General features: G+C 64.0%; 14 protein-coding genes and 1 pseudogene. 3 read left to right on the top strand and 12 right to left on the bottom strand.

Features of this window, described 5'->3' with window-relative positions; translation table 11 throughout:
* Nucleotides 1-135: 135 nt before the first annotated feature.
* The 3 genes from YUU_RS0126445 to YUU_RS0126435 form a co-directional block, all read right to left on the bottom strand.
* Nucleotides 136-900 (bottom strand): outer membrane lipoprotein carrier protein LolA, encoded by a 765-nt coding sequence (locus YUU_RS0126445; protein ID WP_027525088.1) that lies wholly within the window; start codon nucleotides 898-900, stop codon nucleotides 136-138.
* Nucleotides 901-1070: 170 nt separating this feature from the next.
* Nucleotides 1071-3542, bottom strand: a complete 2472-nt coding sequence (locus YUU_RS0126440) for a DNA translocase FtsK (protein ID WP_027525087.1) — start codon at nucleotides 3540-3542, stop codon at nucleotides 1071-1073.
* A gap of 4 nt (nucleotides 3543-3546) precedes the next feature.
* On the bottom strand, nucleotides 3547-4761 hold the full coding sequence (locus YUU_RS0126435) for an aminotransferase class I/II-fold pyridoxal phosphate-dependent enzyme (protein WP_027525086.1): 1215 nt from the start codon (nucleotides 4759-4761) through the stop codon (nucleotides 3547-3549).
* A 300-nt stretch (nucleotides 4762-5061) separates the two neighbouring features.
* On the opposite strand from YUU_RS0126435, the gene YUU_RS0126430 reads away from it, so the two are divergent.
* Nucleotides 5062-5847, top strand: coding sequence for a GGDEF domain-containing protein (locus YUU_RS0126430; RefSeq protein WP_027525085.1), 786 nt, complete (start codon nucleotides 5062-5064; stop codon nucleotides 5845-5847).
* Nucleotides 5848-5918: 71 nt separating this feature from the next.
* Here YUU_RS0126430 and YUU_RS0126425 read toward each other — a convergent pair whose 3' ends face one another.
* The 8 genes and pseudogenes from YUU_RS0126425 to YUU_RS0126390 form a co-directional block, all read right to left on the bottom strand.
* On the bottom strand, nucleotides 5919-6323 hold the full coding sequence (locus tag YUU_RS0126425) for a GFA family protein (protein WP_027525084.1): 405 nt from the start codon (nucleotides 6321-6323) through the stop codon (nucleotides 5919-5921).
* Between the two features lie 205 nt (nucleotides 6324-6528).
* The gene (locus YUU_RS0126415; protein WP_027525083.1) at nucleotides 6529-7983 is read right to left on the bottom strand and encodes an ammonium transporter; all 1455 of its coding nucleotides are present in this window, start codon (nucleotides 7981-7983) and stop codon (nucleotides 6529-6531) included.
* Between the two features lie 37 nt (nucleotides 7984-8020).
* Nucleotides 8021-8359 (bottom strand): P-II family nitrogen regulator, encoded by a 339-nt coding sequence (locus YUU_RS0126410; RefSeq protein ID WP_027525082.1) that lies wholly within the window; start codon nucleotides 8357-8359, stop codon nucleotides 8021-8023.
* Between the two features lie 309 nt (nucleotides 8360-8668).
* A pseudogene (locus YUU_RS62775) lies at nucleotides 8669-8819 on the bottom strand (ammonia channel protein); the annotation flags it as partial.
* 4 nt (nucleotides 8820-8823) lie between these two features.
* Complete coding sequence (locus YUU_RS0126405; protein ID WP_027525081.1) at nucleotides 8824-9426, bottom strand: ATP-dependent Clp protease proteolytic subunit; 603 nt, start codon at nucleotides 9424-9426, stop codon at nucleotides 8824-8826.
* Between the two features lie 41 nt (nucleotides 9427-9467).
* Nucleotides 9468-9824, bottom strand: coding sequence for an SRPBCC domain-containing protein (locus YUU_RS0126400; protein ID WP_027525080.1), 357 nt, complete (start codon nucleotides 9822-9824; stop codon nucleotides 9468-9470).
* Nucleotides 9821-10135, bottom strand: a complete 315-nt coding sequence (locus YUU_RS0126395; RefSeq protein ID WP_027525079.1) for a helix-turn-helix transcriptional regulator — start codon at nucleotides 10133-10135, stop codon at nucleotides 9821-9823. The genes YUU_RS0126400 and YUU_RS0126395 overlap by 4 nt, the downstream gene beginning before the upstream one ends.
* A 195-nt stretch (nucleotides 10136-10330) precedes the next feature.
* Nucleotides 10331-10669, bottom strand: a complete 339-nt coding sequence (locus YUU_RS0126390; protein WP_027525078.1) for a P-II family nitrogen regulator — start codon at nucleotides 10667-10669, stop codon at nucleotides 10331-10333.
* A 245-nt stretch (nucleotides 10670-10914) separates the two neighbouring features.
* Between YUU_RS0126390 and YUU_RS0126385 the strand changes: the two genes are divergently transcribed.
* A complete protein-coding gene (locus YUU_RS0126385) occupies nucleotides 10915-11811 on the top strand; it encodes a DUF4339 domain-containing protein (RefSeq protein ID WP_027525077.1) in 897 nt (298 codons plus the stop codon).
* A gap of 3 nt (nucleotides 11812-11814) precedes the next feature.
* Here the strand turns inward: YUU_RS0126385 and tesB are convergent, their stop codons facing one another.
* On the bottom strand, nucleotides 11815-12678 hold the full coding sequence (gene tesB, locus YUU_RS0126380) for an acyl-CoA thioesterase II (protein ID WP_027525076.1): 864 nt from the start codon (nucleotides 12676-12678) through the stop codon (nucleotides 11815-11817).
* A 267-nt stretch (nucleotides 12679-12945) separates the two neighbouring features.
* Here tesB and YUU_RS0126375 point away from each other — a divergent pair, with 267 nt between their 5' ends.
* Nucleotides 12946-14166: a ubiquinone biosynthesis hydroxylase gene (locus tag YUU_RS0126375; RefSeq protein WP_027525075.1), complete on the top strand. Its 1221-nt coding sequence runs from the start codon at nucleotides 12946-12948 to the stop codon at nucleotides 14164-14166.
* Nucleotides 14167-14217 lie beyond the last annotated feature (51 nt).

Here is a 14217-nt window from a genome sequence, read left to right as displayed (position 1 = left end):
GGAGACGCTTGTCCACAGGGCGACGAAGCGCTTGTGGCTTCGTAGGGTGGGTTAGCGAAGCGTAACCCACCTCTTTGGTTTCAGCGGCGACAGAAGCGGTGGGTTACGCCTTCGGCTAACCCACCCTACAAGAGCTCAACCCGGCGACGGGACGTTGTAATTGGTGAAGTCGATCTTGAACATGTTCGGATCGAGCTTCTTGGTGCTGTCGAGATTATAGACCGCGAAGGTGGTGTCGTAGCCCTGCGGGTCGGTTACCGTCCATTGCTTCAGCTGGCCGTCCTTGGCGCCGACCATCAGCAGCAGGCGGCTGGTGCCGATCAGCGCCTGCTTCTCCTCGATGGTGACGCTGATGAAGAGATCGTCCGCGCTGACGTTGATGACGTTGGTGTCCTTCATCAGGTCGATGCGGTCCGAGAGCAGGAAGCGCAGCGGCGTCTGCGACAGCGGATAGACGTCCTGGGTCGCGAGCTTGCGGTCGCGGACCACGAGCGAGGATCCGTCGGCGATGATGTCGATCGGACTGGGCGGATCGTATTCGACGCGCATCTTGCCGGGCTTCTGGATGTAGAAGTCGCCTTGCGTCTTGCTGCCGTCGGGCCCGACCTGCACGAAATTACCGACCAGTGTCTGCAACGACGACAGATAGGTGCTGACCCTGGCGGCCTGTGCCTTCTGCTTGTCGTCAAAAGTCTGGAAGATGCTGCTCGGCACGTTGCGGCGCGGATCCGGAATGATCGGATTGGGCGGAGTCTGGGTGGCGCCGGTCGTGGCGGGCCCGCCGCTCATCTGTCCGCCGTCGCGGCCCTTCGGCGCGGGTTTCGGAACGGGCACGGTCTGCGCGAACGACGTCGCGCTGGCGGCAGTGATCGAGGCGGCGATGACGAGCGCACCCGCCAGCCGCGCGCTGCGCGCGGCGAAACAGGCAGCGGATCGAATATCGGGATTTCCAGTCAAAGCGTCGTCCTGTGTGGCTGGGCGCCCTTTTACCGTGGTTTCGGTCAAAAGCAGATATCGTTTTTGCGTGAAAAACTCATTGTGAGGCCCGGTTCGGCGCTTTGCGCCTTGCCTCACATATGGCTGTCCTCTTCCTCGACCAGAATCTCGCGTTTGCCGGCATGATTGGCCGGTCCGACAATACCTTCCAGTTCCATGCGCTCCATCAACGAGGCGGCGCGGTTGTAGCCGATCTGGAGCCGGCGCTGGATGTAGCTGGTGGAGGCCTTGCGGTCGCGTTTGACGATCGCAACGGCCTGCGCGAACAGGTCGCCGCCGCCATCCGCACCCATGCCGGTGGCGTCGAAAACCGCGCCGTCTTCGTCCTCGGCAGGTTCTTCCGCGGTGACCGCTTCGAGATATTCCGGCTGTCCCTGCGTCTTGAGGTGACGCACCACCTTCTCGACTTCCTCGTCGGAGGCGAACGGGCCGTGCACGCGGCTGATGCGGCCGCCGCCGGCCATGTAGAGCATGTCGCCCTGGCCGAGCAGCTGCTCGGCGCCCATCTCGCCCAGGATCGTGCGGCTGTCGATCTTGGAGGTGACCTGGAAGGCGATGCGGGTCGGGAAGTTCGCCTTGATTGTGCCGGTGATGACGTCGACCGACGGACGCTGCGTCGCGAGGATCACGTGCAGGCCGGCGGCGCGCGCCATCTGTGCGAGGCGTTGCACCGCGCCTTCGATGTCCTTGCCGGCGACCATCATCAGGTCGGCCATTTCGTCGACGATGATGACGATGTAGGGCAGCGGATCGAGCGCGAGCTTCTCTTCCTCGTAGATCGCCTTGCCGGTCTCCTTGTCGAAGCCGGTGTGCACCGTGCGCGTCATCTCCTCGCCCTTACCCTTGGCTTCGAGCAGGCGCGCATTGTAGCCGTCGATGTTGCGCACACCGAGCTTGGCCATGTTCTTGTAGCGCTCTTCCATCTCGCGCACGGCCCATTTCAGCGCGACCACCGCCTTCTTCGGATCGGTCACGACGGGGGTGAGCAGATGCGGGATGCCGTCATAGACGGAGAGTTCGAGCATCTTCGGATCGACCATGATCAGCCGGCACTGGTCCGGGCGCAGCCGGTAGACCAGGCTGAGGATCATGGTGTTGATCGCGACCGACTTGCCGGAGCCGGTGGTACCGGCGATCAGCATGTGCGGCGTGCGCGCCAGATCGATGATGACGGGGTCGCCGCCGATGGTCTTGCCGAGACAGAGCGGCAGTTTTGCCACCGTTTCGGTCGCCTCTTTCGCCACCAGCAGCTCGCGCAGGTAAACTTTCTCGCGATGCGCGTTCGGCAATTCGATGCCGATGGCGTTGCGGCCGGGCACGACGGCGACGCGCGCCGACAGCGCGCTCATGGAGCGTGCGATGTCGTCGGCAAGGCCGATCACGCGCGACGACTTGATGCCGGGCGCCGGCTCCAATTCATACAGCGTGACGACCGGACCCGGATTGGCTTTGACGATCTCGCCGCGCACGCCGAAATCCCCGAGCACGCCTTCGAGCGAACGCGAATTGGTTTCCAGCTCGGCCTTGCTGAGTGGCTGACGATCGCCGGCCTTTGGTGCGGCCAGCATGGAGACGGACGGAAGGTCGAACTTGTCGGAGGATTTCTTGGCAGCGGCCTTCGGCGCAGCCTTCTTGCGCGGGGCGCGTGCGGCCGGCACCTCCTCCTCTTCTTCTCCGTCGCTCTCTTCCTCTTCTTCCTCGTACTCCTCGTCCTCGGCATGCGGCGAGATCGAGGGCGCGGCGCGGCCGCCGAGGCTGGGCTCCTGGCGATCGAAAGCCGCGGCGCGCGGCTTTGACCCGCTCGAGACCAGTGAGCGATAGGCGGCACTACACAGCCAGACGATCCGCGCCTTCGTGCTCATCAGCGCGTGGAACAGCCATCCAAGCGACACCGAGCCACGATCCTCGCCCTCTTCCTCGAACGGGGTGTCGTCGTCCTCGATCGGCGTCAGCTCGTCGTCGTCACGCTCGCGCGCGCCGAGGCCGCAGGCGATCAGGAACGTCGTGGCCATCGCGACGAACAGGATCGTCCCGAATACCATGCGATAGATGGCGCCTGCGGGTCCGAAGATCACGGCCGGTGCGCGCACCAGCGCGTCGCCGACCACGCCGCCGAGGCCGGTCGGCAGCGGCCATGCGCCGCCATGCGGCCAGCAGCTCGCAAAACCCGCCGCGATCACCGTGCAGAGGATCCAGCAGCCGAGCCGCAGCGCCTCGCGATCGAACGGGCGGTGGGTCATCATGCGCCAGCCCCACACCGCCACGGTGAGGATCAGCATGATCGCGCCGAGACCGAGAATCTGCATCGCCAGATCGGCGCCGATCGCGCCGGCATAGCCGAGGATGTTGCGGATCGGCCGCGAGGTGGCGTGGCTCAAACTTGGATCCTGCACCGACCACGTCATCAGCGCGGTCGCGGCGACGCCGGAAAGCGCGACCAGGCCAAGACCGGTCAGCTCGCGCACGCGGCGCGTCAGCGCGTCACGGATCGACGGCGGCAGGTGAGCGACCAGTGGGATGACACGTTCGATTGCCGACATGCTCATCCGCCTAACCCAACGTTGCGACCAGCCGGTGCAGCGCCTCGGCGGTGATCTCGCCGCTCTGCACCAGCGCCAGGCGAATGAAGCCCGCGCCCGGATTGAAACCGTCCGGCTGGAGCCGCGCCAGGTAGCTGCCCGGCACGACGCGCACGCCGGCCTCCTTCCAGAGTTTCAAGGTCACCGCTTGGTCGTTGCCGAGCGGCGAGGTGTCGAGCCAGACGCAGAAGCCGCCCTCGGGCCGGCGATAGCCGTAGCGGTTGCCAAGGATCTGATCGGCGAGATCGAACTTGATGCGGTACAGCCTGCGGTTCTCCTCGACATGGGCCTCGTCGCCATAGGCAACGGTTGCGACATGCTGGAGCGGCACAGGCACCTGTGGTGCGGCTACGCTGCGCAGCTCGAGAAACTGGCGCAAGAATTTCTTGTCGCCGGCGGCGAAGCCGACGCGCAGGCCCGGCAGGTTCGAGCGCTTGGAGAGTGACTGGAAGGCGACGACGCGGGTGAAGTCGGGGCCGGCGCATTCGAGCGCGCTGCCGGGCGCTTCCCGCGTATAGATCTCCGAGTAGCACTCGTCGCTCAGGATGACGAAGCCGTAGCGGTCGGCAAGGCTCTTCAGGCGGGTGAAATAATCGCGCGAGGCGACCGAGCCCTGCGGGTTGGCGGGCGAGGCGATGTAGAAGGCGACGGTGCGCGCCAGCGTCGTCTCGTCGATCGCATCGAGGTCGGGCAGGAAACCGTTCTCGACCGTCGTCGGCAGGTAGACCAGCTCGCAAGCGGCTGCGCGGGCCCCGGCGCCATAGACCGGATAGAACGGGTTCGGCATCAGGATCGCCGGCTTGCCGGGACGCGGGCCGACATAGCGCGCGGCCGTGATCGCGGCGAAGAACAGCCCTTCGCGGCTGCCATTGAGAACGAGGACCTCGCTCTCGGGATCGATCGGCCGCGGCAGCTTGAAGCGATGGCCGAGCCAGCTTGCGGCGGCTTTCCGGAACGGCTCGATGCCATTGTTCAGCGGATAGCGGCCGAAATCGGCGATGTGCTTTGCCAGCACCGGCCCGACGAAGTCAGGCACCGGATGCTGCGGTTCGCCAACTGCGAGCGAAATCAATGGCTTGCCCGGCTGGTGCGGAGCCAGCAGCTCGTTCAGCCGGACAAAGGGCGAGCGTTCGGTATCAGAGCTTCCACTGCCCTGCGGCGCACGGGATGAAGCGGTCATAGCCATACGTTGGGGCGCCAGCACTCTTGGAACTGCCGGTTGCAGGTCGCACCGGCCGGAAGCGGTTCAGTTCACCATAGATAGGGCGAGGTTAAGACGCGATTAACCATCGGTCGGTCCCCCCGTCCAGAGCCGAATAATTGCCGCTCGTTAACAAGGAGATACGGTCCATCGACGGTTCCGTTTCCCGGCATTTTAGGCAAGACCGTCGCCCATCGTTAACCCCCTCCTCCAAGAAGGTTTTCGTGTTCGCGATTCGCTGGCGCCGCCGGTGTTATGGCTGCTGACGACAAGCGGGGGCGGCGCGTGACGATTCAGATTGCGACACATGGCGATGTGCTTCGCCACACGGCGAGGCGCGCGGCGATCGCGGCGAGCCTGACCATCGTGATGACCGCATCGACGCTGCTGCTGCATCTCGGCACTGATTTCAGCGCCACGATGAGCGTCGGCTACATCATCGGCTTCAGTCTCTGCATTGCGACCGCAATCTCGGCCTCGCTGTCCGCCGCGCTCAGCTATCGCTCGGGGCTCTTGATGCAGGAACTGACGCTGACCCGCAGCGAGCTCGCGCGCATCTCCCAGACCGACCAGCTCACCGGCCTCTTCAACCGCCGCGGCTTCGACGATGCGGCCGCGCTCGCGCTGACCTCGGCACGCAAGCGCAGCGTGCCGGTGACCGTGTTCTTGTGCGACATCGATCACTTCAAGTCGATCAACGACCGCTTCGGCCATGACGCCGGCGACAAGGTGCTGGTCGAGGTCGCCGACGTGCTGCGGCAGCTCGCCCGGGCCGAAGGCGTGCTGGTCGCGCGCTATGGCGGCGAGGAATTTGCCGGCCTCATGGTCGGCGTCACTCGCGATCAGGCCGAACGGCATGCGGAGGCGCTGCGCACGACCTGCGCGACCCGCGAAATCCCGATCGGCGAGAATCTCGAGCGCGTCACCATCAGCCTCGGCTTCACGGTGTCCTGTGCCGATGCCGAGCTCGCCGAGCTGATCCGGATCGCCGACCGCGCGCTCTACGCTGCCAAGCGCCGCGGCCGTGATCGCGTCGTCGAAGCCGACGAGCGGGCGCTCGTGGCCGCGTGAGATCACCTCTCCCGTAGGGAGAGGTGATCTGCGCCCTGGGCTCGCACCGATTCAACCAGAATCATCTCGGTCTAGCGTGGTGGCAGCTTCTCGAAAGTCGGGATGCCGGCGGGGATCTGGTGGAACTCCTGCTTGTCGCAGGTATAGATCGCGATCTGCGGCTTGAACTGCGCGGGATCGTCCAGCGTGCCGACCTTCACGATCGCGGCCGGCAACCCCGGCACTTTCGTCACCAGGTGGGTGCCGCATTCGGCGCAGAACTCCCGCGTCACCGCGCGTTCGAGGTCCTTGCGGGTAAATTGCTTGGGCTGGCCGGTGATGTAGGTGAAGCCGTTCGCCGGCATCGCGATGAAGGTGTTGGGCTCGCCGCCAGAGATGTACTGGCATTCGCGGCAATGGCATTGCGCCTGCATCATCGGGTCGCCCTCCGCGACGTAGCGCACCTCGCCGCAATAGCATCCACCTTCCAAACGCATGACGACCTCCATTTTGTTGTTCGTTGAGGTCGTTATTTCTGCGCTAGCCGGCTTGCTTGGCAAGTTTTTCTTTTGTGACACCGCAAAAAGAAAGGGGCTCCAACTTGCGCTGGAGCCCCTCAACGGTCGGGGCATTGCCGGGTATGTGCCCAAACCGTAGTTCTGGATGCGATCCCCGAGGGAGATCGCACCCGGGAGGAGAGCGTTACATGTTGTAGGCGCGCTCGGTGTGCTCGGTGATGTCGAGGCCTTCACGCTCGGTCTCGACATTGGCGCGCAGGCCGACGATCACGTCGACGACCTTGTAGAGGATCGCCGAGCCGATGCCCGACCACACCAGCGTGGTGCTGACGCCCCAGACCTGGGCGATCATCTGGTCGGCCAGAACGTACTCCCCGACCTTGCCGATGGTGTAGTCCATCACGCCGGTGCCACCGAGCGCCGGGTTGACCAGGATGCCGGTGCCGAGGGCGCCGACGATGCCGCCGACACAGTGCACGCCGAACACGTCGAGCGAGTCATCGTAGCCGAGCGCGTTCTTCACCACGGTGCAGAAGAACAGGCAGACGATGCCGACGACGAGGCCGAGCACGATCGCACCCATCGGGCCGGAGTAGCCGGCCGCCGGCGTCACCGCCACGAGGCCTGCGACCGCGCCGGAGAGCGCGCCGAGCACCGAGGGATGACCCTTCACGATCCACTCCGCGAACATCCACGACAGCGCGGCGGCTGCGGTGGCGACGAAGGAGTTGGTCATGGCGAGGGCTGCGCCGCCGTTGGCTTCCAGGTTGGAGCCGGCGTTGAAGCCGAACCAGCCGACCCAGAGCAGCGAGGCGCCGATCATGGTCATGGTCAGCGAGTGCGGGGCCATCAGCTCCTTGCCGTAGCCGGTGCGCTTGCCGATCAGGAGCGCACCAACGAGACCGGCGATGCCGGCGTTGATGTGCACCACGGTGCCGCCCGCGAAGTCGATCGCGCCCTTCTTGAAGATCCAGCCAGCGTCGGCGAGGAAGTCGGTCTTGGCTGTCTCGAATGCTGCGGTAGCTGCCTTCTTGGCGGTGTCGTCAGCCGCTGTTTCTACCGCTTTGAGCGCAGCAGAAATCGCGTCCGGACCGGCCCAGTACCAGACCATGTGCGCGATCGGGAAGTAGATCAGCGTGACCCAGAGCGGGATGAAGAGCGCAACCGCCGAGAACTTCATGCGCTCGGCAAAGGCGCCGACGATGAGGGCGGGCGTGATCGCCGCGAAGGTCATCTGGAAGCAGACATAGACCAGCTCCGAGATATTGACGTCGGCGCTGAAGGTTGCCGCCTTCGAATCAGTCGTAACACCCATCAGGAAGGCCTTGGAGAAGCCGCCGATGAAGTCGGAACCGCCGGTGAAGGCGAGGCTGTAGCCGTAGAGGGCCCAGAGCACGGTGACGACGCAGACCGTGTAGAACACCTGGGCGAGAACCGAGAGCATGTTCTTGGAGCGGACGAGACCGCCATAGAACAGCGCAAGACCCGGGATCGTCATCAACAGCACGAGCACTGTCGATGTCAGCATCCAGGCGTTATCCCCCTTGTTGACCGTTGGCTCGGCGTAGGCAGCGGTCGCAGCGAACATGCCGACTGCGAGGGCGGCCAGTCCCGCGCCATAGGGACGCTTAAACGTCATTTCATTTTCTCCTGATTCGATAAGGTTGAGCGCGAAATCAAAGTGCCGCGGCGTCGGCCTCGCCGGTGCGGATGCGGACCGCGTGGTCGAGGCTGATGACGAAGATCTTGCCGTCGCCGATCTGTCCGGTTTTCGCAGCCGACGTGATGGCGTCGATGGTCTTGTCGACCTGGTCGGAGGCGACGGCCACCTCGATCTTGATCTTGGGCAGGAAGCTCACGGCGTATTCGGCGCCGCGATAGATTTCCGTATGGCCCTTTTGCCGGCCGTATCCCTTGACTTCCGTCACCGTGAGACCGTGAACGCCGATGGCGGTCAGGGCGTCCCGGACTTCTTCCAGCTTGAATGGCTTGATAATCGCCATAACAATTTTCATGGGTCCTATCCCCGCTTGGGCCCGGTCCGGACGTGGCCGGGCGTTCTCGACTGGTTCACCACGAGGAGAAGCTTCACACCGCGGGCACAGCCGGGCCCTGAGAATCAAATGCCGTGCCAGATCGATGGCGTTGCCTAACGGATTATGAATGCGAGACTTTTCCCGCTTTACGGGTGTCGCGCTGCACTGCGCTAATACGTCGCGCCTAAAACGTAGTCATGCCTGCTTAAAACGAATGCAGGGCAGGCTACCGACACAATGTTGCTCACGTGTCGGGCAACAAAACGGTATTTAGGTACGTGACAGCGCTCACCGAAGCGCCTCGCCGCGTTGGGAAATGCCGAGGCCTTCCAATTCGTGCCCACGCGAGACGCGCAAAGGCATGAATCGCGCGACCCGCTAGAGCAGGACGAAGCTCGGCAGCCCCGCAAAGCTGGATCAGGAGTTGCTGCGGGTGACCTCGATCAGGCGGCGTCGCGTTCCGCAAAAACCCTGTCGATCAGTCCCCATTCGACCGCTTGCTGCGCGGTCATGAAGTGGTCGCGGTCCAGGGTCCGTTCCACCTCCTGCTCGGGGCGCCCGCAATGTCGTGCATAGAGCCGGATGATGCGCCGCTTGGTTTCCTGCATTTCAGTGGCATGGATCAGGACGTCGGACGCCTGGCCTTGAAAGCCGCCAAGTGGCTGATGCACGTGGAGGCTCGCATTGGGCAGGGCGGCGCGGTGACCGGGCTCGCCGGCCATCAGCAGGAACGACCCCATGGAGCGCGCGGTGCCCATGCACAGCGTATGAACCGGCGCCTTGATGAACTGCATGGTGTCGTACATCGCAAACCCGCTGGTGACCACGCCGCCGTAGGAATTGATGTAGAGATTGATCGGCTTGTTCGGGTTCTCCGCCTCCAGGAAAAGCAGCTGCGCGCAGACTAACCCTGACATTGCATCATTGACTTCGCCGTTGAGGAAGATGATGCGCTCGCGCAAGAGCCGGGAGTAGATATCGAAGGATCGCTCGCCGCGCGCGGACTGTTCGACGACCATAGGGACGAGCTGAAGCATGTCGCGCATCGGCGACCTCCATGTCTGCAGGTGATGAAGTCGTTGTGTTGTTAGGCCGCCGCGCGCATCAGGCAGCAATTGGTGTTGGCCGGTTTCGGCAAGTTCGTGCGGATGTCGCAGGACTGCTGGATGATACGAAAGCGGGTGCCGCCGGCCTCGTTCGGTTCGATCCTGAAGGTGACGTGGCTTTCTCGAAACGGGGGCTCGGAATCGCGGAGCCGGTAACGCACCTCTTCGCCGGCGACCGATGATTCGGGCTCGGCGCCAACCAGGTCGGCATCCGGCAGCCAGCGTTCGCGCAGCGCCGGAATGGTCACGGCGCGCCAGACCTTTTCGGGCGGCGCGTCGAAGTCATATTCAAGCACCAGGTCTGTGTCGGCGTGATCAGGCTTGGCTGCGTCGCTCATTGATCCATGTCCTTCAACAGGTCGCCGAGCGCTTCCATGCGCTTCGGCCAGTAGGCGCGGTAGCGGGCAAGCCATGTTCCGATGGTGGCGATGCCGTCCGGGTCGACCTCGTAGTTCACAAATCGGCCCTGCCGCTGTTCGCGCACGAGACCTGCTTCACGCAAAACCGCGAGATGCTGCGACATCGCCGGTTGGCTGATCTCCAATCCGTCGCGCAAAGCGCTGGCATTCAGGCTTCCGCCAGCGAGCTTTTCAAAGACCTTTCGGCGCGTCGGGTCGGCCAGCGCCTTGAAGATGTCGGCTTCGATCATGGCAACACATAAGCATACACTTATGTGTTGCGCAAGCCCGAAGCGATCCGAGGCTTTCCAGTGCTTGCGGTGCCCGCAGGCAGCGGACGGTCCTACTGCAACGCCTCACCCTGCTGGGAAATGTCGAGGCCTTCCCCAGCATGCAAATCAAACGCACGCTGTGGCGGCGTCGCTCGCGCGTTTCGAAGCAAAGAATTAGAGCGCGTCGCTGTCGGTCTCGCCGGTGCGGATGCGCAGCGCGTGGTCAATCGGCGTGACGAAGATCTTGCCGTCGCCGATCTGCCCGGTGCGCGCCGTCGCGGTGATGACGTTGACGGCCTTCTCGGCGATGTCGGAGGGGACCGCGATCTCGATCCGGAGCTTGGGCAAGAAGTTCACGACATATTCAGCGCCACGATAGATTTCGGTATGACCCTTCTGGCGGCCGTAGCCCTTCACTTCGGTGACGGTCATGCCGTGCACGCCGATCGCCGTCAGCGCCTGGCGGACCTCATCGAGCTTGAAGGGTTTGATGATCGCGACGACGAGTTTCATGGTCAGGCCTGTTTCCCCGGAGCTTCGCCACGCAATACGCAGGTGGCGCTGCGTCAATCTGGCATCTTTCCGGGCAAATGGCACAAAAATGTTGCAGGTTGAAGAGAGAAAAAGCTGAAGCAACCAGGGCCGCCGCCCCTGTACAGAGCAGCCGGACCTCCTCCAAAATGCATTTTTTGGCATGGATGCGGTGAACCGAACCGTCCCGGCCGGCACAAAAGTATGTTTGAGGGAAGGGGCGCGTCATGGCGAGTTGGTTCTACGCATCTGAGGGCAAGCAGCAGGGGCCCTATCCGGAGGGGCAATTCCGCGATCTCATTGCCCAGGGCGTGGTCCGCGCCGACACACTGGTGTGGACCGAGGGCATGGCCGGTTGGCAGAGGGCTGCCGAAATTCCGGGATTGATGGCTGGCGGCGGCGCGCCGCCGATCATTCCGGCAGGCGGGCCGCCTGCGATGGCCTCCGCCGGGGGCTATGGCGGCGGCGGTTACAGCGGCGGCGGCTCCTCGCCCTCGATCGATTTCGAGATCCTCGAGTTCAGCTGGCGCACCATCGTCATGGTGATCGGCTCGATGCTGGTCATTCCCGCGCCCTGGGTGTTCGTCTGGTACCTGCAGTGGATTGTGCCATGCGTAAAGGTTCCGGGACGGCCGAACCTCAGCTTCACTGGCAATGCGATGACGCTGGTGCCCTGGTTTTTCGGCTTCGTCGTTCTGGTGATCGCGGTCAGGTTCACCGGCATCCAGTTGCTCAACACTCTGATCTCCATCGTCGAGATCGGGCTGGCCTGGCTGCTCCTCAAATGGATGGTCGCGAACCTCGCCTCGAACGGGCAGCCGATGGGCCTCAGCTTCACGGGCCCGGTCTGGATCTATATCGGCTGGAACCTGCTGGTGGCGATCTCCTTCATCACCATCATCGGCTGGGCGTGGGTCATGGTCGCCCAGATCCGCTGGATGTGCCGCAACATCGAGGGCACACGGCGCGACATCGTCTTCAAGGGCACTGGCCTCGAGTTTCTCTGGCGCGCGATCGTGACCGCCATCCTCTGCAGCTTCATCATCCCGATTCCCTGGATGTATCGCTGGATGATGGGCTGGCTGGCCTCCCAGACCGAGCTCGTGCCGAAGGGGTCGGTTTAGCGCTCAGCTCTTCCGCTCGCGCACGGAGCCTTCCTGCGCGACGGAGGCCACCAGCGTGCCATCGGGCTTGAAGATCAGGCCGCGGGTCAAGCCGCGGCCTGATTGCGCACTCGGCGAATCCTGCGAATAGAGCAGCCATTCGTCGGCGCGGAACGGGCGGTGAAACCACATCGCATGATCGAGGCTCGCCGGCATCATGCGCTTGTCGAACAGCGTGCGGCCGTAGCGCGCCATCACCGCATCGAGCAGCGAGAAGTCCGAGGCATAAGCGAGCGCGCACATGTGCAGCGCCGGATCGTCCGGCAGCTTCGCTGCGGTCTTGATCCAGACGTGAATGCGGCCGTCCTCGATCTTCTGGCCGAAATAGCGGCCGAGCTCGACCGGACGCAGCTCGATCGGACGGTCGGATTCGTAGTAGCGGCGGATGAAGTCCGGCATCTCGCGGAACATCGGCTGCTTCGACACTTCCTCCGCCGTCAGCTTCTCCGGCGGCGGCACATCGGGCATCTTGTCCTGGTGGTCGAAGGCGCCCTCCTCCTCGGCATGGAACGAGACCATGATCGAGAAGATCGCATTGCCATGCTGGATCGCGGTGACGCGTCGCGTCGAATAGCTCTTGCCGTCGCGCAGCCGTTCGACCTGGTAGATGATCGGCACCTGCGGGTCGCCCGGCAGGATGAAATAGCAATGCAGCGAATGCGGCAGCCGGCCCTCCACCGTGCGGCAGGCCGCGACCATCGCCTGCCCGATCACCTGCCCGCCGAACACCCGCTGCCAGCTCGTTTTCGGGCTGTTGCCGCGGAACAAATTCACCTCGAGCGGCTCGATATCGAGGATGGAGATGAGGTCGATCAGGCTTTTGGACATGGTGGCACTTTCGAAGGATTTCGTCATTCCGGGGCACGCGAAGCGTGAACCCGGAATCTCGAGCCGATAAAACTCTGGATTCCGGGTTCGCCAACCAAGTCGGCTGTTGCCGACTTGGTTAACTTAACAAGCCGAACTCGGGTAAACCCGAGTTCGGGTCGCGCGTCCCGGAATGACTGCATGAGGCCTTGCGGCCCTTGTTTCACCGCACTGTTTCGCCCAGCTCAAGTCTGCTAGCAAGACCAAGAGTTAGCCGGGATCTAGGGTATGTCAGTACAGGGTAGCATTGTTATCGGCGGCGGCGCATTTGCGGGCCTCGCGCTCGCGCTCGCATTGCGCCAGGGCCTCGGTCCCGACATTCCGGTGATCGTCGCCGATCCGGCGCTCGCCACGCGGCCGAGCCGCGACCCGCGTGCCACCGCCATCGTCGCGGCCTGCCGGCGGCTGTTCGAGGCGATCGGCACCTGGGACGACGTCAAGGGCGGCGCGCAGCCGATCCTCGACATGGTCGTGACCGATTCCAAGCTGGAGGACGCCACGCGTCCGGTGTTTTTGACTTTCGCCGGCGATGTCGAGCCCGGCGAGCCCTTTGCTCACATGATCGAGAACCGCCAGCTCATTGACGTGCTGGTCAAGCGCGCCGAGGCCGAAGGCATCGATCTCCGGGCGACCGCTGTCACCTCCTATGACGCGCGCCCCGACGGCATCGACGTGACGCTGGGCGACGGCAGCGTGGTCGCGGCGAGCCTGTTGATCGCGGCCGACGGTGCGAAGTCGAAGCTGCGCGAGCGCGCCGGCATCGTCACCCATGGCTGGGAGTACGATCAATCCGGCATCGTCGTCACCGTCGGTCATGAGCGCGATCATGAAGGGCGCGCCGAGGAGCATTTTTTGCCCGCCGGTCCCTTCGCGATCCTGCCGCTCACGGGAAAGCGCTCCTCGCTGGTGTGGACCGAGGGCCGCACTGAGGCCGCGCGCATCACGGCATTGAGTGAGGACGAATTCCACGGCGAGCTCGAGCAGCGCTTTGGCCTGCATCTCGGCGAGATCAAGGCGCTGGACAAGCCGCGCGCGTTTCCGCTGTCCTATTTCGTGGCGCGCTCCTTCATCGCCGAGCGCCTCGCGCTGGTCGGCGATGCCGCGCATGTCATTCACCCCATCGCGGGCCAGGGCCTCAACATGGGCCTGAAGGATGTCGCCGCGCTCGCCGAAGTGGTCGTCGATGCCGCGCGGCTCGGCATGGATATCGGCCAGAGCGATGTGCTCGAGCGCTATCAGCGCTGGCGGCGTTTCGACACCATGGCGATGGGGCTTGCGACGAATTCGCTGAACTTCCTGTTCTCCAACAGGTCGACACTTCTGCGCACCGTGCGCGACATCGGCCTCGGCATCGTCGACCGCGCCCCGCCGCTCAAAAATCTCTTCATCCGCCAGGCCGCCGGTCTCACCGGCGAAGTGCCGAGGCTGTTGAAGGGTGAGGCGTTGTAAGGCGGGCCAGCGCAACTCCCTCCTCTCGCCATCAGGGATAAGCGCAGCGAA

Origin of the sequence: Bradyrhizobium sp. Ec3.3, from assembly GCF_000472925.1 — a bacterium.
Taxonomy (GTDB): Bacteria; Pseudomonadota; Alphaproteobacteria; order Rhizobiales; family Xanthobacteraceae; genus Bradyrhizobium.
This window is presented reverse-complemented; position numbering and strand designations above follow the sequence as displayed.